Raw genomic sequence first — 23172 nt, forward strand, 5'->3', positions numbered from 1 at the left:
ATGAAAAAAATTATAGGCAAAGTAGCTGCCACCGAAAAGAAACCAACTACAATTGATGAATTTTATTTTTGGACCAACAAACAAAGAATTTTGAACCCCTTCGATGTGGTCAAAGTTGAACATATTGATAAGTCTATATCTTACGGAGTTATAGAGGAGATATCGCATATTACTGATTCAGCAAGCTACTTAAGTAATTTTATTTCAAGTGATTTTGGGGATGTTTCTACTGAACCGAATATGCATCGCATAGGTATGAACTTTGTTAAGGCAAAAGTTCTGGGAAATAACAAAAGTATTTACACCCCAGTCCTTGACGGGAGTAAGGTGGGTCTGGCCGAACAATCTGAAGTTCTTGAAGCTTTGGGCTTGGATAAAATCAAAAACCCACTTATATGTGGGTATATGGAAATGTATCGAGACGAAGATAAAGTGACTTTGCCAGTACACTTTAATTCTCAATTTTTGATAGGTCCAGAGGGTGCTCACTTGAATATTTCAGGTATTTCTGGTTTGGCGGCCAAGACTTCTTACACAATGTTTTTGATGAAGGCTATTCAGGATGAATATTTATCGAAGACTGATGAAAGTGATTCGGTAGCTTTTGTGATGTTTAATGTAAAAGGAAGGGATTTATTAGCTATTGACGAGCCTAATGAAGATTTGAGTATTGATGAAAAAGAGCGATACACTTCAATGTTAGGCTTGAATACTGAACCTTTTAAAAATGCCAAGTTTTATTATCCATATTCAAACCACTCAAAATCTAAGACACATAGTTATGGCAATAGTGACGATATCAATACGCAAGTTGACTTAGATAAAGCTTTTAGATACAAATATAATTTTGAAGATGATAAGGAGAGTTTAGATTTACTTTTTTCAAATGTGGAAGATTCAACTGGCACTATGGAGTCCATTGTAAATTTTATATTGACTGGACAAGGTGGGTTTGGCGATATAACTACTTGGAGTCAGTTTATAAACAAAGTTGGAGAATATACTAAATCTGGACAGAAAGGAGATAAAGAAATTTCTGTAATGAGTTGGAGGAAATTCAAAAGAATTGTTACCAAAGCGTTGAATAATGAAATCTTCAATCCGAGAGTTGTACCAGAAAAAAGCGAGGTAAGATTACGAGATTCAATAAAAAGTATCCAAAAGAATGATATTCACGTTATAGATATAGCAAAACTTGACCAAGATACTCAAGCGTTTGTTTTCGGAGATGTTATTAGGGCAATATATGACCTCAAGCTTGGACAGGAAGAAAGAGACGAAAATGATATTCCTTCAAAAATTGTGATTTTTATTGACGAGCTAAATAAGTATGCATCCAAGGATATACCAAAAAACTCACCTATTCTAAGGCAAATTATTGATATTTCTGAGCGTGGTCGCTCATTGGGGATTATTCTTTTTTCGGTCGAGCAATTTAAAAGCGCTATTCACGATAGAGTAAAAGGAAATTGTGCTACCCACGCTTATGGAAGAACCAATGCAATAGAAATATCGAAAGGTGATTATAGGTTCGTTCCTAATGTTTACAAAAATATGATGACACGCCTTGACCCAGGGGAATATATCATCGAACACCCAGTATTTCGTTCTCTACTGAATATTAAATTCCCAAGACCACTTTATAAACAATTCCCGAATGGCTAATATTAAAACTCAAATAGGTAAAGATGTAATTGAATCCCTTACATTAGGAATGTACGAGGATTCAAGGTTTATTTTTCGAGAATATATACAAAATAGTGCTGACCAGATTGATAAAGCGGTTGAAGATGGCTTGTTTGATACGTTAAGAGATGGCAAAATTGAAATTGAGATTCAACCAAATACTGAAAAAATAAGCATAACCGATAATGCCACAGGTATATCTAAAAATAATGTGCAATCAATTCTAAAGAATATTGCAAAATCCACCAAAGATAGAACTAAGAATAAAGGATTCCGTGGAATAGGAAGACTTGGAGGTCTTGCCTATGCAGATAGATTAATCTTTGAAACAAGCTTCAAAGGAGAAGATGTAAAGACATACCTTATTTGGAATGCGCAAGAACTAAAATCAATTATAAATAATCGTAGTACTAAGGAAGATGCCTCAAAAGTAATTGACCAAGTAACAACTTTTAAGGAAGAAAAAGAAGATAAAGAAACGCATTATTTCAAAGTTACCTTGGAAGGTGTTAAAAATAAAACTCTTTTAGATAAGGATGATATATATGATTATCTAACTATGGTGGCACCAGTGCCTTATAAAAAAGGTTTTTTCTTCAAGGATAAAGTTTATACCAAGGCTAAAGAGCTCGATTTCAATATTGATGAATATCTTATTTACGTCAATAGAAATCAGGTGCTTAAATCTTACACAATGAGTATATATTCAGGAGATACTCAAAACAGAAAAAAGATAGACGAAATACACGACATTGAAACCTATGAGATTCGTAATTCAAGCAACCAACTTTTAGCTTGGGGATGGTATGCTATTTCAAACTTTACAAAAGTTTTGCCAGCCATTAATACAGCTCGATGTTTGAGGCTTAGAAAGGGGAATATACAGATTGGATTGGAGGATGCACTGTCAAAACTGTTTAAAGAATCAAGAGGTACCAAATATTTCTTCGGCGAAGTTTACGCGGTAAGTCCGGAACTTATACCGAACTCACGTAGAGATTATTTTACAGAAAATAAGGCTTTAAAAGAATTTGAGAAACATTTAAAATTTAAATTTTTTGAATTACACAATCTTTATCATTTCTCATCAAAAGTTAGGAACAGCCAGAAAAAAATTGACGATTTAGTGGATTTCACGAAGGTTTTTGAGCAAAAATCGAAAAATGGAGGCTTTACGGACGAAAAGGAGAAAGCTGATTTCATAGAAAAATTTGAACAAAAAAAGGAAAAAGCTGCAACAGCGGAAGCCGAGCTAAAAAAAGAGAAAGAAAAAATATCCTCAGCTGACACTTCAAAATCTAAGGTTTTTGACAATGTGGTTAAGGCTAAGAATAAGGATGTAAGTAAAGTAAAAATCAAGGATACTGGTAAAACAAAATTTATTACTGATGATATTACCACTTTAAGCCGAAAAGACAGGAAATTGGTTTCTAAGATTTTTGGGGTTGTGGATACAGTTTTAACACCAGATTTAGCATCATTGCTTAAAGAAAAAATTAAAGAAGAGCTGCAATGAAAATATCAATTGAGAATTTTAAATCCATTCACAAAGTACAAGGTTTCGAGATTAAACCGTTGACACTTTTATCAGGCGTTAATAGTGCTGGTAAGTCTTCATTTTTCCAGATTTTACTATTGCTAAAGCACTCAATTGAACAGAAATCTCAGAATAGGCCTCTCGATTTAAGCGGAGGGCTTTACGAAACTTCGAGTTTTAATGATTTAATACATAACCACGATGCTGAGAAAAATATTAAAATATCCTTTTTGTTTTCGAAAAAGGAGTATCAAAGTTTAGATGATAGAAAAACTACCAAATTTTTTGATTCTCTAGGTGGGTATAGTTGTGAAATAGATGTTCATTTTTCTATAAGTAGTAATAAGATAATAATTTCTCTATTTCAGATTGAGTTTAAGTTTGACGAGGACACAAACAAATATATTCGTTTTTATCAGGATAAGAATCTAGTTCATAAAATTGAAACAAATACCCCAACTTTTATTGATGAAAATTTTACTGCCGATATAATATCTGAATTAAACGTAGAATATAATTCAATTTTTCCAAATCAAATCAGCTATAAACAAAAGGTTGAAGATGAAGATTTGCAAGGTAGGTCAACCACTCTAACAGAAGAGTTTTATAAGGTGGTAAATGTGAGCGATACAAAAAAATTAATCAGCAGGTTCTTTGAGTCAATTCATTATATCGGTCCCTCTCGTAAAGAACCTCAAGAGAGCTATACATTTAAGAGGGAAAATTTTGACGTTGGCAAGTATGGTGAGAATACATCCCAAATACTTAAAGACCAATCAGAAAGGCCAATTACACACTTTGTTTTTGAAGAGAATAACAAAGGCGAAGTAGAGTATATAAAAAAAGAATCTTCCTTAATTGAAGCCGTAAACTATTGGATATGCAAAAAATTTGTGTTAGCAAAGGAAATATGGTCTGAGGAAGATGACGGGAAGTATAGAATTTTACTAAAATATGGTAATGACCTGATAGTCAATATTAAGCACGTAGGTTATGGAATAAGTCAAATACTACCAATTATAGTACAGGGATTGCTAATGAATCCGGATAAAATTCTGATGATTGAGCAACCCGAATTGCATCTTCACCCAAAAATTCAGAGCAAACTCTACGATTTCTTATATAGTCTCACCTTATCAGATAAAAAGCTAATAGTTGAAACGCATAGTAGCCATTTTATAACAAGAATGCGCCGTAGAATTGCTGAAGATTTGAGTAATGAAATGGACGATAAGATAAATTTGACTTTTATAGAAAATTCATTGTTCAGGACTTTAGAATTAAACGATTATGGAACAATATTAAATTATTATCCAAAGGATTTTATTGAGCATCCAAGCAAAGAAATGCGCGCTATCGTGGAAGCTCAAATAAAAAAGAGAAAAATTAATGAGTAAACAGAATTATTTACCGAGCATCGACCCGTCGTCTATTATTTGGGATAAAGCAATTTATGAAGATAATAGGTTGGAATATGGAAGTATTTTATTGTCGCTTTCTAAGTTGATGGACGAAATGGAAACATTTACATTTTTATTAAGTGAAGAATTAAAAGAGGAGATGATTTCTAATTTTCCTGCCAACTTATGTGAAGGATTGGAAGGAGACCTATGGGCAATTGTGCATCAGCTTTACGATTTTTTGTCAAAGATTGGGAGTAATGACTTCACGAAGAACCAAGATGAAGATTTAGAATCATTTCCAAATCAGATAAAAGGTCATTTTAACGAGAGAACTTCTTCAGAAGTTAATTACCTATTGAATTATTATCACACTGATGATACTGAAAACAAGATTTACTTTTCTTTCGAGAAATTATGGAATGAAACTAATGAATTGGTAACTAAGTCTAAAAACGATAAAAAGCATTCGTGCATAATTGTAGATAGGGAAAATAATTTTCAGGATTTCATAGATAGTTACGTCCCTAAATTTGAACACAAGGAAAAACACGATATATCAGTATATGGCAATAAAGAAGCTTGGAAAAATAAAGATGTTGAGAATGAATTCATTAGTCAACTCAGCTGTTTGTTAGATGATGGCTCTAAATCACCTCAGGAAATCTTAGACGAAAGGTATGATAAATTCTTTGGCAATCTGTCATATTATGGATATGATACCTGCAACAAAGTTTATGTAGTTTTTAGAATTTCTGGTGCTGGTACAAATATTTATCACGCCCACGATGAATATGACATTAATGTTATTCCGCAAGAGGTAAAAAATCATTTTGGAGTTTTTAAGTACGATTAATATATGGAGTTTAAACCACACATAGGAAAGAACGTAATAGAAACACTCACATTGGGGATGTATGAGGATGCTCGATTTATTTATCGGGAGTATGTTCAAAATGCGGCTGACCAAATTGATATTGCGGTTGAACAAGATATTTTAAACAGTAAAGATGAAGGCTTAATCGACATTCATATCAACAGAGCAGAAAGGTCTATTACAATTTTCGATAATGCCACTGGAATAGAAAACAAGAATGTATATCAATTTTTAGGGGATGTAGCGAATTCACAAAAGGATAGAAATAAGAGAAAAGGATTTCGAGGTATCGGAAGATTAGGAGGATTAGGCTACTGCGAAAAATTGGTCTTTGAAACAAGTTACGTTAATGAGGAGGTGAAGAATACGATTACCTTAAATGCCAAGAGCTTAAAAAGAATCATTGAAGATAAAACAGATACATCAGATGCAGCAACGGTAATTAGAGCAATCACAAGTTTCGAACAGCAAACAGAACAGCCAGAGAGGCATTATTTCAAAGTATGCTTAATTAACGTGACTAATGATTTATTGCTCGATGAGGTTGAAGTACAGAAATATTTGTCCATAGTTGCGCCCGTACCTTTTAGGAAAGACTTTAAATTCTCAGAAAAAATCTACCGGAATTTCAATAAACGTTATATTAAAATTGAAGAGTATGATGTTCAACTAAATTTAAATAATGAAAAACTTTTCAAACCATATAAAAATACCGTACACAGTAAGACAGGATACAAACCTGTAGAAATAATAGATGTCGAGTTTATTGAAATACTTAATAGCGATGGTGAGCTTATTGCATTAGGTTGGTACGGGGTTTCAGATTTATTAAACAACATAATTCATCAAGATGATTATGAAAGAGGATTCAGAATCCGAAACGATAATATTCAGATTGGCTCTGAAAATACTTTGAACGGCTTCTTCAAAGAAGATAGATTTAATCACCATTTTATTGGAGAGATTCACACTTTCGGATATAATTTCAAGCCTAATGCTAGAAGAGACTATTTTAACGAAAACAAAGTAGTAACTCTTTTTGAAGAAAAACTAAAGAAGGAATTTGGCTCTCTGTATAAGATTGCTCATCAATCCTCTGATATTCATAGCTGTATAAAAAAGATTGAGCTATACAACAGAGAGAAAGAAAATTTTGAGAGTACTAACTTCAGAAGTAAAAATGAAGAGATAAAAAAGAAACGAGCACTAAAGCCAAAATTCGATAAGGCCAAGATGGCTATCACAAAATTGAATAAAATAGCGGTAAAAGCTGAGGAAAACGAAATTCTTAGAAAAATATACAATCAAAAAGTAGAAGATGAAAGTTTATTTGTAGATGATATGCCTAATAGTCTTATCCAATATGTAAAACCTAAGCTATCAAAGTTATCAAAACAAAAAAGAAATTTAGTTTATGAGGTTTTTGAAATTCTGGAAAAAAATTTGGACATTGATAATGCTGAAAATATAAAAGAAATAATCGCTGAAAAGTATAATTAATAGATGCAAAGAAAAAACCGAAATATATTATTAATAGAACCTGGATATAAAAATAAATATCCACCAATCGGTTTGATGAAAATTGCAACCTATCATAGAATGTTAGGAGATAATGTAGTTTTCTACAAAGGCAAAGTAAAGCAGTTTATATTTAATCAAATTTTAGAAGATTGTCTGTTCAAATTAAATGATGTCTGCCCTAAAGTTGACTGGGTAAAACAAAAAGAGGATATTTCAAAATTTATAAAATCAAACCATTCCACGAAACGTGAAGCGCTCTTGCCCACGCCTAAAATGGAGGATCAAAATTTCAGTGAGATAACTAGCCAAGTTCCATTAGTTGAAATGTGGTTAAAGTATTTCGGAGACTATTACAAGAGTAAAAAATATAGAGAAGAACCAGTTTGGGATAGGGTTTACGTAACAACGCTTTTTACTTTTTATTGGAAAATTACAGTCGAAGCAATTCACGAAGCTAAAGACTTGGTTAAAGATTTAAATGAGTTAAAAGTAGGTGGTGTGTTGGCTTCATTATTAACACTAGAGGTCGAGGAAGAAACGGGTATTACGCCAATGACAGGTATATTAGATAAACCTGGAATGCTTGATAAGGGAAATTCAATTATAGTAGATGATTTGCCTTTGGACTATTCAATACTCGACGAGATTGACTACAAATACCCAACAGGTAGCGCATATTTTACTTTTATGACTAAAGGTTGTACTAGAACCTGTGCCTTTTGTTCCGTACCAAAACTCGAACCAACTTATAAAGAAAAGATACCTACGAAAGATAAATTTGAGAAAATCAAAGAGTTGTACGGAGAACAACAGAATCTTCTTCTTATGGATAACAATGTTCTAGCATCGCCTAAATTTCCGGAAATAATTCAAGATATTAAGGATATGGGGTTTGTTAAAGGTGCAAAATTTGTAGAACCTAACCAACTGGATATTGCAATTCGCAATTTAAAAAGAGATGATAATGATGTGGCATATGTAAAAAAATGCTTTTCATTATTGCAAGAATTTTTGAATAGGAGAGTTAAAGGAGAAAATGAACAAATTGTTTACGACATATATGATAAATTCGATTTATTAAACATTAATTCTGTTACTAAGAAAAATTTAATACTTGCTTACGATGAATTAAAAGAATTATACGAACGATATCGAAATAAAGCACCGAGAAACCGATATGTAGATTTTAATCAAGGCACAGATGCTCGTTATGTAACTGACGAGAATATGAAATTGATTAGTGAAATACCTATAAATCCATTACGTATTGCATTTGATTATTGGGGTTTAAAGAAAACATACGAAAAAGCAGTAAGATTGGCTGCCAAATATGATATCACTAGGTTATCAAATTATCTTCTTTTCAATTTTAAAGATAGGCCTGAAGATTTATGGAAAAGAATGCATATTAATATGGAACTATCAGAAGAATTGGATATTCATATTTATTCATTTCCAATGAAATATATACCATTATTTGGAGAAGAAGCAAAACATCGAACCTACATTGGTAAATTTTGGAATAAAAAATTCATAAGAGCAATACAATCTATTAGTAATGTTACTAAAGGAATTGTGCCACCTGAAAGGAGCTTTTTTGAAAAGGCGTTTGGTGCTAGTGAAGATGAGTATTTTGAAATTATGTATATGCCTGAAACTTTTATCATTTACAGAAAACTATTTGAAGAGGAATTAGAATTGACGCCAAAGTGGAAGTCTGTTTTTAATGCCATTAAATCTGATGAAAAGCTTTGGGAGGAAGTTAAGCCAATTCTTGAAAGTAGCGAATTTTCTAATATTGAAAATTTAACAAATAACCCGATTTTGTTGAATTTCTTTGAATTCTACAAAATTAAAAGAGAAGATGTTAAGCAAAGCGATAAGGAATATAAAAAACTGAAAAAGAAATTTGACCATTTGATAAAGTCTGACCAATTTATTGACCTCACTTTGACTTATGATTATGAATAAATGCCAGAAACAAACCGCATAGAATATAAACGAGAACTGTCAGACGGACTTGAAAAAGAGGTCATTGCGTTTCTGAACTACCGTGAAGGTGGTGTTCTATACATTGGTGTCAATAAAGACGGAAATACTTATGGTTTGGCAGATGCAGATGGCGACCAGTTGAAAATTAAGGATAGGCTAAAGAACAATATCCGTCCTTCTGCACTTGGCTTATTTGATATAGTAAGCGAAGAAAGAGACGGTAAGAACATCCTAAAAATCATTGTGGCGAGTGGTCCCGAAAAACCCTATCATCTTAAAAAGTATGGGATGAGCGAAAAGGGTTGTTTTATTCGCTTAGGTTCAGCAGCTGAACCGATGCCGCAAAAGATGATAGACGAGCTCTTTGCCAAGCGTACCCGAAATTCCATCAGTAAGATCAAATCTGGATGGCAGGACTTGAATTTTGGTCAGTTGAAAATCTACTACGAAGAAGCTGGCTATAATCTTGGTAAAGCCTTTGCAAAGAACTTGGAACTACTTACCGAGGATGGTGCATTCAATTACGCCGGCTATCTTTTGGCCGACAAGAACAATACCTCTATAAAAGTTGCCAAATATTCAGGAAAGACCCGTACTGACTTAATAGAAAGCAATGAATATGGCCACGAATGTTTGGTAAAGGCCACTAAACAAGTGATAGATAAAATTGCGGTCGAGAACAGAACCGCGACGAAAATCACAGCCAAAGAGCGACAACAAGCCAACCTTTGGCATCCCGTCGCTTTGCGTGAGGCGATAATCAATGCCTTTGTGCATAATGACTATACCAATGAGATTACCCCAAAGTTTGAAATCTTTACGGATAGAATTGAAATCACATCGGCAGGTGGTTTACCTGAAGGATTAAGCAAACAAGAGTTTTTCGAAGGCTTTTCAGTCCCACGGAATAAGGAATTGATGCGAATTTTTAAGGATTTGGAACTGGTGGAACAATTAGGTTCTGGCATCCCTCGTATTTTGGAACACTATGGCAAAGAGAGCTTTAGTTTTTCAGATAACTTTCTTAGAATGAAATTTATGGCTAAAGAAACTGCTGTTGAAGAAGGTGGTCAAGTAGGTGGTGTAACAGGTGGTGTAACAGGTGGTGTAACAGGTGGTGCAATAGATGCTATAGATACACTTACTAAAAGACAAAAAGAAGTTGTTAAACTTATTGCTGCAAATCCATCTATAACTTACAATGAAATAGCAGATGTTTTAGGTATCAATGAATCTGCTGTTGGAAAACATATAACAGCTATAAAAAACAAAGGCGTCCTAATTCGTCAAGGTGGCACGCAAGGTTATTGGGAAATAAAGTTACCGAAAACCTAAAAAACAAATTTCATCAAAAAGGCGATTTATCCTTTGAACCTCTCGCATCTGCCAACCATTTGCCATCCTGTTTAATCAGTTTAAAAACACCAGGCGTTTTGTCGTAAGCTGTGGTATATTTTACCCAAGCCACGTCGCCCATAATGGTGTCTTGCAAAACAGTAAAGTTTGAATCATCTTTTACCGTAGCATTAAACATATTTATGGTATTCATATAGTTTGAATACGCCTGCGGTGTCGAGTTGGCTTTTAAGGTTTCTTCATCCTTTTCATAAAAGCTTTCGATAACAACTTGGGCTGTAGCACTTGGTCCTGAAACATTAGTTGTGGAATCACCACAAGAAAGAAACAGTACTACGAGCGAGAAAACAACAATTTTTTTCATAACAGTATTAATTTGGGTTATTAATATATCTGTGCGATAGTTTCATTTCAATATTTCGTTCACCATCCTTTTCGTTCAATTCTAAAATTGCCCTGCGGTCATTGGATAACGAGAACTTGGGCAACACATAAACGAACCGTACCGTTTGGCCTTCTACAATTTTTGAAGGCAGATTATGTTTGTAAATCGGCTCTTGATACAGGCGTTGCAATGATTTCCTTTTTCCTTTTTGTCGTGTTTCAATCGAAAGGTTCAAGAAATTCAAATCGTAATCCAAGGTAGAATTATTCTCAATCTGGATAACGAAATAGAGCTCTTCTTTATCAAAAACGATATTCTCAACGCTCAAAACAATGCCTTCATTTCGCTTTTTGATTCGACCTATGCGCTGTTTTCTATTGAGAAGATACGAGCAGAATTTTTGATAATAAAAGGTTCTGTTATCTACACGCTCTTCAGAAGATTCAGCAAGAATTGAATCAGTCACAATCGGCTTTTCATTCCCGATACTATTGGATGCCGGAATGAAATAATTGAGCTTAGAAAGCTGTTTTTTATACCTTACAATATACGAAAAAATCGAACCATTTCGGTTGACTACCAGCAAATTACTTTCCTTCCCAGGCTTAGCTTGTAACAGGCCAAAATACTGTTCTTTTTCACGATTGTAGGTAAAGACAAAATTATCTGAACCGGTTATGCCTTGCCGAATAGGTTCCGGAAAGAAAAGCGCAACATTCTTGGTGTCGTTTGCATAAATAGTATCAAGTAAGTGAGTGGTTTTTGAATTCGATGTAACCTGTGCCGAGCAAGGTCGAGGTACGAAAGCGAAAACAAATACCATTATGAATATATAATTATATCGTCTCATAGCTTTGGTTTTAGAATTAATTTGTAATTGTTGAGTACGGTTACTTTTACCCTTCGGTTAGAACGCCTGAATACTTGGGTAAGTCCGCCAACTTGTGGGACACTGGGGATATTTATATCACCAATAACATCATCGAGCACCTCTCTCGTAGCTTCTTCCCTAAAGTTGTTCTCAACATAGATGCCCTCGCTACCGTCTTGCAAATCGAATGCTTTGAGTTTGGTGGGATGGTGCTCTATATTCTCAATCTCAATCAATGCACGATTGGGCTGAAAGCTGATAAACCCAAAAATCGGTGTGTTCTTTGGCATCAGTTTGCCATTTATGGTAGCAGCTTTGGTAAGGCGCATCCGTAATCGGGTATTTGCCTGAACAATTTGGTCGCCATCCACCACTACAAAAATCGTTTCGTCTGTATTGCCGATAATTGAAACTTCATTGGGTTTTGGCGCAGCGGCAAAGAACAGTTGATGTTCCAAGCCCAATTCCTTGGCTTCAATTTTTTGAGCTCTTTTAACTTCAGCTGAGTCCACTTTTGGTTTGGTTTTTTTGGGTGCTCGCCTTTGCCCCAAATTTTGATACCGCTTTTCGGAATACTTAATCTTGCCAGCATCATAGATACTGTCAACGATACGTTCTTTTTCACGTTCCGGTAAATCTGGGTCGTAAAAGCCCAGGGAATCAATCAGCTTTTCATCATAGATGCTGGGTGCATTGGTTTCACGCACTTCCTTGAGGTCATTAATCGCATCGAGCTTGGACTCGTATTCTTTCTGGTCTTCTTCCAAATCAGGCACTAAAGTCTGTTGTAGGCTTTCGTTCTCGCTGTCATCATCACCCATTACCATTACGGAATAGGAAATGAGGAATATGAAAATCACGGCCAATACCGCTGCAAATACTATTTTGTTTTTCTCAACTTTCATCGTTTAATTTTTTAAGGGTGTTCTCGAAGTAATTTGTAATCAAAAGTCCGTGCGGATTGTTGGGAAAGTTCCGGTCCACCATAATCAGGTTTCCGGTGGAAACTAATTCATAGGTATCTATGATTGAACCTCTATTAATTTCAAAAATGGTTGTGGTCGTGAAACTATACGTGCCATTGCTTTCTGAAATTCTTGAATCAATACTCAAAACTTTTTGAACCAATGAATACTGAAGCAATCGGTTGTAAACACCATCCGCTTTTTTCTGACGGTACAGATTGTCCACAGAACTATTGCCCAGCCAAAGTGCCTTTTCCAAGTTACGTTCATAATTGCTCGCATCGATGTTGTAGAAGTAGTTGTGAAACAATTCCAGATGTGCGAGAGCTTCCACCTTGAAATTCTCTTTTTGGGTAACGAGTTTTAAGGGAATAATACTGCCATCGGTATTAATTGCAAAAGCACTATTGAGCGCCTTTTGATTGGTGTTGAATACCATCCAAACTGAAAAGGTGCTGGACAATAACGCACAGACAACGACTGCCAAAACGATAAACCGATTTAATTTTAGGACGTTATAGATATTCTTGTAAGGTGTTTTCATTTTGAATTGAATTAGTTGGTAAAGAGTCTGAGCGTAAAGGATGTGGCACGTCTGTACAATTTGAATTTCAGGAAGACGATGAAGCCAACAGAACCCAATTGAACGACAGGTGCAAAAAAGCCCTGACCTGTATCAGTCCCAAATAGGTTGACCCAGAAATTGGTATTGATTTCCGTATAGATGGCATTGATGAATACATTGACGAGAAAGAACGCTGGTACGAGCATATAAACGGCAGCATACAGTTTAAAGAAGGTATAGGCGAGCGAACGGAATTTTTCAAAGACCGCAAGGCTAATGACCAATGGGAAGAATGCTTGCATTATTCCCAAAAGGAAAAAACGCTCTGCCAAGAATAGCGGATAGATGAACAAATCCAATATCCAGAGGATGGTACTTAGGATAAAAGCCAATATTTTGAAACCATATAATGGTGTTACTAATGCCTCATACAAAAGCGTCATTGCGGAACTTGCGGCATCAAATAGGCTTACATCTTCCTCTAATGGAATATCCTGCATTTGCAAGGGAAGTAACGCAGGTGCCGTGCCCCTATATTGTCCCTCGATGGCTACCAATATCCCATCAAAGAATCCTAACACCTGCGTTGAAAATATGACCAGTAGGACAATAGCGAAGTTCTTGGCCAGTTCGCCCGGACTCAATCCCCAAGTATAACCGTCCTTATCTGCAATGCCTTCATTGTATTTTTTAAGGATATTGACCAAAAAGAACAGGACGGCAAGCGTTTTCATTCCGGCAATAGTGTATTGCGAAAAGTCGCTGGCCTGTATGGTCTGGAATACCGTATCGATGTATTCCAACCCAATCCCTAAAATGATGGTCGCGGTCATTTTTAATATTCTGTTTCGCGGTTATTGACTTTATCCTGCATTTTTCTGAAGGATATAATGTCACGATAGCGTTTCGTTTTCGTAGTGATGTTGGACACCATTTGTTTAGATTCCAATTCTTTTGCTTTCAGGATTTCGGCACGTTCGGCATCGCTCATTTTTAGGTAATCGCTGGATAGGACTTCGTCTATAAAATCCACCGTATCCAATGAATTTTGGACAATGGTTTCAAATGAGGCCACAACCCTATCAATTTCCTCGGGTTTGATGTAGGGCGAATTCAGAATATCCTGCAAATCATTTTGCATTACATTGATAAGGCGCTGATTGTTCTGTGCGATTTCCTCAACCGCTCTAAGTTGTTGCACTACGCTCGATACTTTCTCAATGGCTTCCTTGGCATCTTTCAGGAATTTGACGGACTTGATCATTTCTGCCGTCTGTTTACCAGATTCCAAGAGTTGTTTTACCAAACTGATAAAGTTGGTATTGTCATAAACCGGCATTCCTTGAGCGGAAGCATCTTTCGGCATTAAAAGGGCAACCGCTAAGATTAGCCCGAATAACATTGTTTTGATTTTTGTCTTCATAACTTTATGTTTTAGATGTGAATTGAATGATTGCTTTTTGCATATCCTGATGCTCGTTGTAGAGCTTCATTATTTCCTCATTTTCCTTACCGTCTGTGAGGTAAGCGGCATAGACTTCCTTAGGAACTTCCAGACGGAAGATGTTGCTTTCCCTACCTATTTTGATGAACATTTCGGTGTATTTCCGTGGTCCGGTAAGGTTGTTCTTGATGGATTTTAACTGGTTCAGGTCGTGGCTGGACAGATTGAGCCTTTTGACCAATTCGTCATAACCCTTCTCATTGTTTAGGCTATAGATGACCTGTGTGTTTTCAAGGATACTTGCTGAAGTCGAATTGTTCGGAAGTTGATTGATAGATTGAAGGATAATCCCAATCGCACCGTTCTGTTTTCGGATGGCTTGATAGTAGAACTCGACACTTTCCAAAACGTTTTCAAACTTCAACTGTTTTGCAAACTCATCGAAAAGGATGATGCCTTTTTCAGCTCGGTTCTTCCAAATCGTTCTTTGGATGGCTGACTTTATCAATTTCAGCATCACGGATAGGATTTCCTTATTGTCCTTTACTTCATCCAGTTCAAAAACTATCAATCGTTTGTCCTCGATTTTATAGGTCTGGTCTTCGCTCACTTCAAATAGAAAACTATATAGACCATCGCCGACATATTCGGACATTACGTGCAAGAAGCTCGTAACATTGAAATAGTCGGGATGGATTTTAAGGGTGCTCAGAAGGTCTTTCTGATTCCTTTCTATAAAGCTGTAAAAACCATCCAAAGAATGGTTTTCTGAAGTGCTGTCATAATAATGGCGCAGTATCTTTTTGACCGAAACCGATTGTGCTTTGGTAACTTTCAAATCAGATGCGAACAGCTCAAATAGGAAAACTGATAAGTCTTCCAAACGTTCGGGTGTAAGGTCTTTTGCATTACTTATGTAGAATGGATTTATACCCAGGTTCTTTCCGCTTTCATAGCGCAGTACTGTATATTTTTCTGGGTAGAGTTTGGCAAACTTGGTATAGGATCCACCAAGGTCAATAATGACCAGACGAACACCACTTTCAAAATATTGGCGCAGGATGTTATTGGCCAAAAAGGATTTGCCTTCACCTGTTGGTGCAAAAATGGCAAAGTTCCGTGCTTTGATGCGTTTCTTGCGCTCGTCCCAGACATCCTTTAGAACGGGAATGTTGTGTTCGCGGTCATTGAAGATGATTCCAGTTTCGTCGGATTTGTAGCTGGTATTGTTGATGAACAAGCACAGGGCGTGTTTTAAATCGGTGACGTATAGGTCATTGTTCGAGAAGTTGGAAGAGAAACAGCAGAAACTATTTAGGATATAGTTTTTTCGTTCCTCACCTCTTGGGTAATATGGGATAATATCGAGTTCCTTAAACTCGGTCTTAATTTTTGAGGTTATCTTATCAAGTTCTTTGACATCTTTAGACCAATACACGATGTTCAGATGCCCACGAATTATACGTGCATTATCATCGGCATTGATTTGGTCAAGGATGTGCTGAATCTTTCCAAGCACCACTTTATTCTGTGACCCGAAATTGGAACTTTTGTTCAGTTCTTCAATTTTCTTATCCAGCAATTTGCGCCACTTTTGTTTGTCGTCGAGATAGAGAATCTGATTGACGATATGATTTTCATTAAGCGTAAGCCCCAAACCATCAATAAACCCTTGATGAAACACAAAATCGTCAGAAGTGAATTTCTCATTGGTCTTGCTACTCTGTACACTTTCGCCAAAGCACAGTTCGCTATTGATGGCCAGGGCATCAAAATGGTTTTCGCCAATATTGACGCTTTTCTTTTCTAATATGATATCCGTATCAAAGCCTTCGTTGAAACCATTGAAATAGCCATTCGTGAGTTGCAGAATCTCTTCCGCTTTTAGCGAAATAAATTCCATCTTTCGGCTATTGTTGATGAAGGAAACGGAATCGCTTACTGAATTGACAAAGCTCTTAACGTTGTCATTGAGTTCTTGCACAATTCCCTTGGAAACCTTCAGGAACGGGTTGACATATTTTGAATTATTAAGTGCCTTGTTCTTGGTCAGTATGAAGAACAGATAGCATTTATGTTCTATATGTCCACGTCCTTTAAAATGCTCGTGTGTGGCTTTTTCCAGAAAGGTTGTATTTGGAAGTTGTTCCGAAGAATAGGATTTCTTCAAATAGATATCCTGTTTATGAACCACAGTCCCAATAGGTAGGGACTTCAAAGCCTGAAACCAAGCACCGTGCATATCCTCAAAGTCCTTTTCGGACAACGAATAAATTTCAGGTAGATTACCTTCATAGCTCAGAACGACATTGCCATTATTAGCAAACACGATATTGTCCTGAATATCTGCAATGGGTTGATATTTAGAAAGGTTAATCTTGTTCATAGTCGAAGCCTGAATTTCTTTTGTTGCTGATAATTTTCGGGAATGCGTTGGCAGTTTGAAATAGCTGAGGGTTGTGGGTAATTCTTGTCAATGCTACATAGAGCGCAGCGTTAAAAACCAGTACGCCTATAATTATCCCAAAGCTGAAAGAGAAAATAATGACCAAAAGCGATGCGAGTATGGAAACCATCATTAAGGCAAACAAGGAAATGGGCAGCCCAAAAATAACCGCCCGTTTCCTGATGTTTTTATAGACCTCGAACTGTTTCATTTACACAACAATTCCTATGAGGTAAGTGAAGATGCCGACTACCGCACCTGCAATCAAAACAAAGACGAGAACCCGGGTAATCCCTTTTTTAAGGTCAGCATTTTCGCCAAAGAAGTGTCCTGCGTTAAAAAGGAAACCAACAAGGAAAATAACACCAAGTAAAATGGGAAATACGGTTCTTATAGTATCGCCCACATCGTTAACAGAATCTTCAATGCCACCAATTTGAGCAAATAGCGAAGTAGATAAGAGTGAAAGAAAGGATGCTAAATAGAATGATTTTTTCATAACGTAACAGTTTAAATTTTTGTGTTGTTTTCGTTATGGGAAATTTACATATATTTGATTATAATAACCTGAAAATCAAATATTTGTGAATAAAATAATATTTGGTTTCGTTTGAATTCCGTTGCTATTATTTGGCATCAAATGCTATGGATTTTTGAAGTGAAGTTGTTGATAACCCGAAAATTGAAAATGAAAAAAGTGCTCAAAAACGTCAGTTTTATGTTTTTACTTTTGAAAATGTGCATCATTTTCGGACAAGAAATGAGTACTCAAAAAAGAATTATAATTGACGCCGGACACGGTGGAAAAGATTCCGGTGCGATAGGTGTAAATGGCATTCAAGAAAAGGATGTTGCACTAAATATTGCAAATGCCATTCTGAAGCTAAATAATGAATTAGATACCCCTTTAGATATTTACTTGACCAGGTACACCGATACCCTCATTTCATTATCCGATAGAACGAAGTTGGCTAAAGCCCTTAAAGCGGATTTATTTGTGTCGCTGCATTGCAATCATTCGGATAATCCGAATGCAAGAGGTGTAGAAGTTTATGTGGCAGGTGCAACATCCAAATATTCTGATGATGCCACTTGGATTGCATTTGAAATACAAGCTGCACTCAATAAACAATTAGGATATGAAAGTAGAGGTGTAAAATTTTCAGGCTTTCAGGTACTACGGGATGCTACTGATTTGTTTCCTGCGATACTTTTAGAATTAGGTTTCCTTTCCAACCTGGATGAGGCAGAGCATTTAATGGAAGAAGAAAGTTTATTTGCAGTAGCGCTATCAATTCTGCAAAAGTTACAAATTAATTAACAAGGTTATGAGCGAACTATATACATTGGTTTTTAAAATTTTAAAAAAAGTTTTAAAACAAATATTCATTGAGCTCAAAGGGATTATTACTCGTATTCGGAAGCGGTAAATCCGCTTGATTTATCTATGGGTTCACAAACCAATTTTTAAAAGGGGTTGATAAAGCTTATCCTCGGTCAATCAAAAAATATCTAAAATTATTTGCGTAGTTAAATGGCTTCATATATATTTGTAGTCAAATAACTTCATAATGAAACTGAGACGAGACATATTTCAAGCCATAGCCGACCCGACGCGAAGAGCGATACTGGTTCTGCTTACCACACAGACGATGACAGCAGGAGATATTGCCTCTAATTTTGATTCTTCAAGACCCACGATTTCCAAACACATTCAAATCTTGAATGAATGTGATTTAATTGAGGCAAACCAACAGGGACGGGAAATTCATTACCAAATAAAAATCGATAAGATGAAAGAAATCGATAAATGGTTGGAACAGTTCCGAAAAATCTGGGAAAATCGTTTCGGACAATTGGACCATTTATTATCAACATTAAAAAACAAAAAAGATGAAAAATGAGATTAAGGTGTCTGCAACCATAGAAGCAGACGTGAAAAAAGTTTGGGACTACTACACCGACCCAAAACACATTGTCAATTGGAATTTTGCAGACCCATCTTGGCATTGCCCAAATGCTTCAAATGACCTAAAAGTAGGAGGAGAATACAAAGCAAGAATGGAAGCCAAAGATGGAAGTTTCGGATTCGACTTTGAAGCCATCTACACCAAAGTTATCGAGGGCCAGGAGTTTACCTACGAATTTGGAGGGAGGACGGCCAACGTAAAATTCCATAACCGAAATGACCAAACCGAAATCGTGGTGGTCTTTGAACCAGAAGAGGACAATCCCATAGAAATGCAAAAGGGAGGATGGCAGTCTATCCTCAACAATTTTAAAACATATACCGAGAACAATTAAAACAAGAAAGATGAAAAATAATTTGTTATTCGACTTTATCGTCGACAAGAAAACAAGTACCGTATTTGTTAATCGGGAATTTGACGCAGCCCAACCAACGGTTTGGGATGCTTTCACAAATCAGGCAATCCTTGACCAATGGTGGGCACCGCAGCCTTGGAAATCAAGAACAAAATATATGAATTTTGAGGAAGGCGGAAGACGGTTTTATGCAATGGTCGGTCCCGAAGGGGAAGAACATTGGTCTATTCAGGATTTTACCTCTATTTCGCCAATAGATAATTTCCAGTTCAAGGATGCCTTTGCGGACAAGGACGAAAACGTAAATGAACAAATGCCATCTGCCAAATGGAATTTAGACTTTAGCGAAAAGGAAGGAACAACAACCGTAAAAATTTCCATAAAGCACGAAAAACTTGAAGACCTTGAAATGCATATACAAATGGGCTTCAAAGAAGGTTTCACAATGACTTTAGATTACCTAGCCGAATTATTATCAAAATCAAAATAATATAAAATTATGAATATAAGAACCACAATACTTTGTTTGCCTGTTCAAAATTTGGAAGAAACACTAACATTTTACAGTAATATATTTGGACTTCCTGACATAAAGATTGAGGAAGGAATGATTACGATTGAGCTTCCAAATCTTTCCTTATTTTTTATGGAAACAACGGCTTTTGAAGGCTACAGCAGAAAAGCAGGTCGTGGAGTGCAACTTCCAAATCAAAATGTTGGAACAATTATCAGTTGTGCATTGATGACTAAAAAAGATGTAGATACAGCTTTGGAAAATGCACCAAATTATGGAGGAGTAGTAAAAGAAAAAGCTAAAATTGATGAACTCTATGGAGGTTACATCGGCTACATTTCTGACCCCGATGGCCATTTATGGGAACTGGTATATCCCCAGCAGAATTAAAATAAAGTGAATAATAAACAAACCGCCAGCATTGATTGGCAGTAGTATAAAAATAATACAACCAATGGAAAAAATGAAAAATAATTTGCAATTCGACTTCCTTGTAGATAAGGAAAACAACACGCTCACTATTGTTCGTGAGTTTAACGCAGAAAGACAACTGGTTTGGGACTGCTACACCAAACAAGAATTGTTGGACCAATGGTTTGCACCAAAACCATTTACCACTAAAACAAAATCAATGGACTTTAAAAATGGTGGCCATTGGCATTACGCAATGATTGACCAAGAAGGTACTGAATATTGGGGTTATACCGAATATTACGATGTAAACCCTATTGATTATTATCGAACAATCGATGCATTTTGTGATAGTGAAGGTACAATAAATCAAGAACTTCCTACGGCAAATTGGAAAGTGACTTTTAACGACAAAGGCAAAAATGCCACAGTTACAACCGTTGTTACTTACGATTCGTTAAATGACCTTGAAACCATAATCAATATGGGAATGGAAGAAGGTATGATTTCAACACTTGAGAAATTAGATGAATTATTAGAAACCTTAAAAAAATAAAACGATGAAAAAAATTAAAATCATTTTTTGGGTAGCTACAACTATCATTTTCCTGATGGAAGCTGTGATGCCATTGGGTACACTAATATTCGCTCACGAATACTTTAACGCAGGGACAAAACCATTGGGCTATCCAGACTATTTTGCTTACACTTTAATCATCTGCAAAATATTGGGCGCAACAGCACTGATGCTTCCTAAGCTTCCCATCAAATTGAGAGAATGGGCTTACGCAGGTTTAACTTTTAATCTGATTTTTGCTGTCATAAGCCACATCGTAGTGGATAAAAATATCAGCTACATTATAATGCCATTAGTGGTTGGTGCTATACTCGCAGTATCATATATCTATAATCAAAAAATTCAATCAAATGGCTAAGAAAATAATTCCAAACCTGTGGTTTGACGGCAATGCAAAAGAAGCCGCTGACTATTACCTGTCCATTTTCAAAGACGGTAAAGTAATTAACACTACATATTATCCAAAGTCTGAAGCCGAAGGTCTGGCAGATTTTCAAAAAGACTTTGCGGGCAAGGTACTTACAGTTGAGTTTGAGATCTTAGGAATGCGGTTTATTGGTATCAATGCTGGTCCGCATTTCAAATTCAATGAATCGGTTTCGTTTATGATACCCTGTAAAGGACAAGAGGAAATTGATTATTACTGGAATACGCTCACGGCTAATGGGGGCGAAGAAAGCGTATGTGGATGGTTGAAGGACAAATACGGATTAAGCTGGCAGGTATGTCCTGAAAATTGGGAGGAGCTTAATAAAAAACCAAATGCCTTTAAAAAAATGATGGGTATGAAAAAAATCATTATTGCAGACTTTTAAATAAGAATTTTGAAACCTAAAGAGACTTATTGTGGAGACAAAAAATAAAATCCGATGGAACAACTCAATAAAAAAGTAACGGAATATATTAGAAATTCAGAAGATTTTGCGAAGCCAATTTTAGAACATTGGAGACAACTCGTTCACGAAACTTGCCCAAATGTAGATGAAGCCATTAAATGGGGAATTCCCCACTTTGACTATAAAGGCGATTTTATGTATGTAATGGCTTCCTATAAAAATCATTGCTCGTTCTCATTTATCAAGGCAGAATTGATGAAAGACAAAAGGTTGAAAGAAAATAAAAACCTAAAACCTATTCAACGCTTTTTGGGCAAAATCACATCGCTATCAGATTTACCATCCGATAAAGAATTTGTTGGTTTTCTTAAAGAGGCAATGATCTTGAATGATAAAGGAATCAAGGTAGTTGCAAAAAAGTCCGACAAACCAAAAGTAATCGAAACACCAGATTACTTTGTGGAAAAATTGGCCACCAACCTAAAGGCAAAAGAAATTTTTGAAACCAAGTCAGATTCATTTCGCAAGAATTATTTAATTTGGATAACCGATGCAAAAACAGAATCCACTCGGAATAAAAGAATTGAACAATCTTTAGAATGGATAGCTGAAGGAAAAGATAGGTTTTGGAAATATGCGAAATAAAGAAACAATGAGCGACACAAAAGATTTAAAAACAGTCAACGAATATTTTAATGCTCAACCCGATAAGACGAAAAAAGCACTACTTGAGTTAAAGGCGTGCATAGTAAACGTTGCACAGAATGCGACTGAATTGCTCAATTATAACATTCCAGCTTATGCATTATTGGAAGGTGGAAAAAGAGAACAGCAAATTATGATCGCGGGTTACAAAAAACACGTCGGGTTATATCCGCACCCTACGACTATGGAAAAGTTTGATTCGGAACTGAGCGAGTTTAAAAAAGGAAAAGGCTCGGTTCAATTTCCATTGGATAGACCACTTCCTGTTGAATTAATTAAAAGAATGGTTCGATATAGAATGGAACTACTGAGAAAGGAAATTTAGTATCACAATTTGGACAGTTTCAAAAAGTTTGTTGAATCAATTAATAGCTAAAATGACAAAAATAAATATTCCAATTGACTGTGGTAACTCGCCAAAAAGAGAATTCATCAAGGAATTTAATGTGGCCTTTGCCAAAGGGAATGCTGATTTTATTATTGAGCACGTAAGTGATGATATAGTTTGGACAATGCACGGCGATAAGAAAATTGAGGGTAAGGAATCTTTCTCAAAAGAAATTCACAAAATGAAAGAGAAAGTTGCTGATGAGATGACCTTGCATAGTGTCATTACACACGGTAAAGAAGCATCCGCTAACGGGGAAATTAAAATGGATGGTAAAACCTATGCGTTTTGTGATGTGTATGTTTTCGCAAAAACTACAGGCAAAATTATAAAAAGGATAGATTCCTATATAATCTCAATTTAAACAGAAC

General features: G+C 35.8%; 26 protein-coding genes. 18 read left to right on the forward strand and 8 right to left on the reverse strand.

All coding sequences use genetic code 11. The annotated features are described in order from the left end of the window. The 7 genes from LLW17_RS12640 to LLW17_RS12670 are packed head-to-tail and all read left to right on the forward strand — an operon-like array spanning position 1 to position 10348. The gene (locus LLW17_RS12640) at positions 1-1665 is read left to right on the forward strand and encodes an ATP-binding protein (protein ID WP_228230652.1); all 1665 of its coding nucleotides are present in this window, start codon (positions 1-3) and stop codon (positions 1663-1665) included. After that, positions 1658-3202: an ATP-binding protein gene (locus LLW17_RS12645; RefSeq protein ID WP_228230653.1), complete on the forward strand. Its 1545-nt coding sequence runs from the start codon at positions 1658-1660 to the stop codon at positions 3200-3202. Before LLW17_RS12640 ends, LLW17_RS12645 begins: the two co-directional genes overlap by 8 nt. Next, a complete protein-coding gene (locus LLW17_RS12650) occupies positions 3199-4620 on the forward strand; it encodes an AAA family ATPase (RefSeq protein ID WP_228230654.1) in 1422 nt (473 codons plus the stop codon). The genes LLW17_RS12645 and LLW17_RS12650 overlap by 4 nt, the downstream gene beginning before the upstream one ends. Next, positions 4613-5479, forward strand: a complete 867-nt coding sequence (locus tag LLW17_RS12655) for a hypothetical protein (protein WP_228230655.1) — start codon at positions 4613-4615, stop codon at positions 5477-5479. Before LLW17_RS12650 ends, LLW17_RS12655 begins: the two co-directional genes overlap by 8 nt. 3 nt (positions 5480-5482) lie before the next feature. Next, a complete protein-coding gene (locus LLW17_RS12660; protein WP_228230656.1) occupies positions 5483-7000 on the forward strand; it encodes an ATP-binding protein in 1518 nt (505 codons plus the stop codon). A 3-nt stretch (positions 7001-7003) separates the two neighbouring features. Then, positions 7004-8992 carry a hypothetical protein gene (locus LLW17_RS12665; protein WP_228230657.1) on the forward strand — a complete coding sequence of 663 codons (1989 nt, stop codon included), beginning with the start codon at positions 7004-7006 and terminating at the stop codon, positions 8990-8992. Continuing rightward, a complete protein-coding gene (locus tag LLW17_RS12670; RefSeq protein WP_228230658.1) occupies positions 8993-10348 on the forward strand; it encodes an RNA-binding domain-containing protein in 1356 nt (451 codons plus the stop codon). A 13-nt stretch (positions 10349-10361) separates the two neighbouring features. Here LLW17_RS12670 and LLW17_RS12675 read toward each other — a convergent pair whose 3' ends face one another. The 8 genes from LLW17_RS12675 to LLW17_RS12715 form a co-directional block, all read right to left on the reverse strand. Next, positions 10362-10733: a hypothetical protein gene (locus tag LLW17_RS12675; RefSeq protein ID WP_228230659.1), complete on the reverse strand. Its 372-nt coding sequence runs from the start codon at positions 10731-10733 to the stop codon at positions 10362-10364. Positions 10734-10740: 7 nt separating this feature from the next. Continuing rightward, on the reverse strand, positions 10741-11604 hold the full coding sequence (locus LLW17_RS12680) for a DUF4138 domain-containing protein (protein WP_228230660.1): 864 nt from the start codon (positions 11602-11604) through the stop codon (positions 10741-10743). Then, on the reverse strand, positions 11601-12530 hold the full coding sequence (traM, locus tag LLW17_RS12685; protein WP_228230661.1) for a conjugative transposon protein TraM: 930 nt from the start codon (positions 12528-12530) through the stop codon (positions 11601-11603). The genes LLW17_RS12680 and traM overlap by 4 nt, the downstream gene beginning before the upstream one ends. After that, a complete protein-coding gene (locus LLW17_RS12690) occupies positions 12520-13134 on the reverse strand; it encodes a conjugal transfer protein TraK (protein WP_228230662.1) in 615 nt (204 codons plus the stop codon). Before LLW17_RS12690 ends, traM begins: the two co-directional genes overlap by 11 nt. Positions 13135-13145: 11 nt before the next feature. After that, on the reverse strand, positions 13146-13988 hold the full coding sequence (locus tag LLW17_RS12695; protein WP_067030851.1) for a hypothetical protein: 843 nt from the start codon (positions 13986-13988) through the stop codon (positions 13146-13148). Positions 13989-13990: 2 nt separating this feature from the next. Beyond that, positions 13991-14578 (reverse strand): conjugal transfer protein, encoded by a 588-nt coding sequence (locus tag LLW17_RS12700; protein WP_228230663.1) that lies wholly within the window; start codon positions 14576-14578, stop codon positions 13991-13993. A 4-nt stretch (positions 14579-14582) separates the two neighbouring features. Continuing rightward, positions 14583-16985 carry a TraG family conjugative transposon ATPase gene (locus tag LLW17_RS12705; RefSeq protein ID WP_228230664.1) on the reverse strand — a complete coding sequence of 801 codons (2403 nt, stop codon included), beginning with the start codon at positions 16983-16985 and terminating at the stop codon, positions 14583-14585. 271 nt (positions 16986-17256) lie between these two features. Further along, positions 17257-17544, reverse strand: a complete 288-nt coding sequence (locus LLW17_RS12715; protein ID WP_228230665.1) for a hypothetical protein — start codon at positions 17542-17544, stop codon at positions 17257-17259. A 189-nt stretch (positions 17545-17733) separates the two neighbouring features. Here LLW17_RS12715 and LLW17_RS12720 point away from each other — a divergent pair, with 189 nt between their 5' ends. The 11 genes from LLW17_RS12720 (at position 17734) to LLW17_RS12770 (ending at position 23165) form a co-directional block, all read left to right on the forward strand. Further along, a complete protein-coding gene (locus LLW17_RS12720) occupies positions 17734-18366 on the forward strand; it encodes an N-acetylmuramoyl-L-alanine amidase family protein (protein ID WP_228230666.1) in 633 nt (210 codons plus the stop codon). A gap of 250 nt (positions 18367-18616) precedes the next feature. After that, the gene (locus LLW17_RS12725) at positions 18617-18949 is read left to right on the forward strand and encodes a metalloregulator ArsR/SmtB family transcription factor (RefSeq protein WP_350355211.1); all 333 of its coding nucleotides are present in this window, start codon (positions 18617-18619) and stop codon (positions 18947-18949) included. Beyond that, positions 18939-19349, forward strand: coding sequence for an SRPBCC domain-containing protein (locus LLW17_RS12730; protein WP_228230667.1), 411 nt, complete (start codon positions 18939-18941; stop codon positions 19347-19349). The genes LLW17_RS12725 and LLW17_RS12730 overlap by 11 nt, the downstream gene beginning before the upstream one ends. Before the next feature lie 10 nt (positions 19350-19359). Continuing rightward, on the forward strand, positions 19360-19860 hold the full coding sequence (locus LLW17_RS12735; RefSeq protein WP_228230668.1) for an SRPBCC family protein: 501 nt from the start codon (positions 19360-19362) through the stop codon (positions 19858-19860). Positions 19861-19869: 9 nt separating this feature from the next. After that, on the forward strand, positions 19870-20274 hold the full coding sequence (locus LLW17_RS12740) for a VOC family protein (RefSeq protein WP_228230669.1): 405 nt from the start codon (positions 19870-19872) through the stop codon (positions 20272-20274). A 64-nt stretch (positions 20275-20338) separates the two neighbouring features. Continuing rightward, positions 20339-20851, forward strand: coding sequence for an SRPBCC domain-containing protein (locus LLW17_RS12745; protein ID WP_228230670.1), 513 nt, complete (start codon positions 20339-20341; stop codon positions 20849-20851). 4 nt (positions 20852-20855) lie between these two features. Next, positions 20856-21230 carry a DoxX family protein gene (locus tag LLW17_RS12750; RefSeq protein WP_228230671.1) on the forward strand — a complete coding sequence of 125 codons (375 nt, stop codon included), beginning with the start codon at positions 20856-20858 and terminating at the stop codon, positions 21228-21230. Then, entirely contained in the window at positions 21223-21687 is a 465-nt protein-coding gene (locus LLW17_RS12755) for a VOC family protein (protein WP_228230672.1), read from the forward strand. The genes LLW17_RS12750 and LLW17_RS12755 overlap by 8 nt, the downstream gene beginning before the upstream one ends. A 54-nt stretch (positions 21688-21741) precedes the next feature. Next, complete coding sequence (locus tag LLW17_RS12760; protein ID WP_228230673.1) at positions 21742-22353, forward strand: YdeI/OmpD-associated family protein; 612 nt, start codon at positions 21742-21744, stop codon at positions 22351-22353. Positions 22354-22360: 7 nt separating this feature from the next. Next, entirely contained in the window at positions 22361-22738 is a 378-nt protein-coding gene (locus LLW17_RS12765) for an iron chaperone (protein ID WP_228230674.1), read from the forward strand. A gap of 52 nt (positions 22739-22790) precedes the next feature. Next, positions 22791-23165 (forward strand): nuclear transport factor 2 family protein, encoded by a 375-nt coding sequence (locus LLW17_RS12770; protein ID WP_228230675.1) that lies wholly within the window; start codon positions 22791-22793, stop codon positions 23163-23165. Positions 23166-23172 lie beyond the last annotated feature (7 nt).

Origin of the sequence: Leeuwenhoekiella parthenopeia, from assembly GCF_020782115.1 — a bacterium.
Taxonomy (GTDB): domain Bacteria; phylum Bacteroidota; class Bacteroidia; order Flavobacteriales; family Flavobacteriaceae; genus Leeuwenhoekiella; species Leeuwenhoekiella parthenopeia.

What these genes read in the sequence shown, in the direction of transcription:
- traM (WP_228230661.1), bottom strand. Translation starts at nt 12,530, where the DNA reads ATGAAAGTTGAGAAAAACAAAATAGTATTTGCAGCGGTATTGGCCGTG.
- LLW17_RS12720 (WP_228230666.1), top strand. Translation starts at nt 17,734, where the DNA reads ATGAAAAAAGTGCTCAAAAACGTCAGTTTTATGTTTTTACTTTTGAAA.
- LLW17_RS12640 (WP_228230652.1), top strand. Translation starts at nt 1, where the DNA reads ATGAAAAAAATTATAGGCAAAGTAGCTGCCACCGAAAAGAAACCAACT.
- LLW17_RS12665 (WP_228230657.1), top strand. Translation starts at nt 7,004, where the DNA reads ATGCAAAGAAAAAACCGAAATATATTATTAATAGAACCTGGATATAAA.
- LLW17_RS12680 (WP_228230660.1), bottom strand. Translation starts at nt 11,604, where the DNA reads ATGAGACGATATAATTATATATTCATAATGGTATTTGTTTTCGCTTTC.
- LLW17_RS12650 (WP_228230654.1), top strand. Translation starts at nt 3,199, where the DNA reads ATGAAAATATCAATTGAGAATTTTAAATCCATTCACAAAGTACAAGGT.
- LLW17_RS12705 (WP_228230664.1), bottom strand. Translation starts at nt 16,985, where the DNA reads ATGAACAAGATTAACCTTTCTAAATATCAACCCATTGCAGATATTCAG.
- LLW17_RS12700 (WP_228230663.1), bottom strand. Translation starts at nt 14,578, where the DNA reads ATGAAGACAAAAATCAAAACAATGTTATTCGGGCTAATCTTAGCGGTT.
- LLW17_RS12745 (WP_228230670.1), top strand. Translation starts at nt 20,339, where the DNA reads ATGGAAAAAATGAAAAATAATTTGCAATTCGACTTCCTTGTAGATAAG.
- LLW17_RS12755 (WP_228230672.1), top strand. Translation starts at nt 21,223, where the DNA reads ATGGCTAAGAAAATAATTCCAAACCTGTGGTTTGACGGCAATGCAAAA.
- LLW17_RS12655 (WP_228230655.1), top strand. Translation starts at nt 4,613, where the DNA reads ATGAGTAAACAGAATTATTTACCGAGCATCGACCCGTCGTCTATTATT.
- LLW17_RS12660 (WP_228230656.1), top strand. Translation starts at nt 5,483, where the DNA reads ATGGAGTTTAAACCACACATAGGAAAGAACGTAATAGAAACACTCACA.
- LLW17_RS12765 (WP_228230674.1), top strand. Translation starts at nt 22,361, where the DNA reads ATGAGCGACACAAAAGATTTAAAAACAGTCAACGAATATTTTAATGCT.
- LLW17_RS12760 (WP_228230673.1), top strand. Translation starts at nt 21,742, where the DNA reads ATGGAACAACTCAATAAAAAAGTAACGGAATATATTAGAAATTCAGAA.
- LLW17_RS12750 (WP_228230671.1), top strand. Translation starts at nt 20,856, where the DNA reads ATGAAAAAAATTAAAATCATTTTTTGGGTAGCTACAACTATCATTTTC.
- LLW17_RS12695 (WP_067030851.1), bottom strand. Translation starts at nt 13,988, where the DNA reads ATGACCGCGACCATCATTTTAGGGATTGGGTTGGAATACATCGATACG.
- LLW17_RS12670 (WP_228230658.1), top strand. Translation starts at nt 8,993, where the DNA reads ATGCCAGAAACAAACCGCATAGAATATAAACGAGAACTGTCAGACGGA.
- LLW17_RS12690 (WP_228230662.1), bottom strand. Translation starts at nt 13,134, where the DNA reads ATGAAAACACCTTACAAGAATATCTATAACGTCCTAAAATTAAATCGG.
- LLW17_RS12675 (WP_228230659.1), bottom strand. Translation starts at nt 10,733, where the DNA reads ATGAAAAAAATTGTTGTTTTCTCGCTCGTAGTACTGTTTCTTTCTTGT.
- LLW17_RS12645 (WP_228230653.1), top strand. Translation starts at nt 1,658, where the DNA reads ATGGCTAATATTAAAACTCAAATAGGTAAAGATGTAATTGAATCCCTT.
- LLW17_RS12715 (WP_228230665.1), bottom strand. Translation starts at nt 17,544, where the DNA reads ATGAAAAAATCATTCTATTTAGCATCCTTTCTTTCACTCTTATCTACT.
- LLW17_RS12770 (WP_228230675.1), top strand. Translation starts at nt 22,791, where the DNA reads ATGACAAAAATAAATATTCCAATTGACTGTGGTAACTCGCCAAAAAGA.
- LLW17_RS12725 (WP_350355211.1), top strand. Translation starts at nt 18,617, where the DNA reads ATGAAACTGAGACGAGACATATTTCAAGCCATAGCCGACCCGACGCGA.
- LLW17_RS12740 (WP_228230669.1), top strand. Translation starts at nt 19,870, where the DNA reads ATGAATATAAGAACCACAATACTTTGTTTGCCTGTTCAAAATTTGGAA.
- LLW17_RS12730 (WP_228230667.1), top strand. Translation starts at nt 18,939, where the DNA reads ATGAAAAATGAGATTAAGGTGTCTGCAACCATAGAAGCAGACGTGAAA.
- LLW17_RS12735 (WP_228230668.1), top strand. Translation starts at nt 19,360, where the DNA reads ATGAAAAATAATTTGTTATTCGACTTTATCGTCGACAAGAAAACAAGT.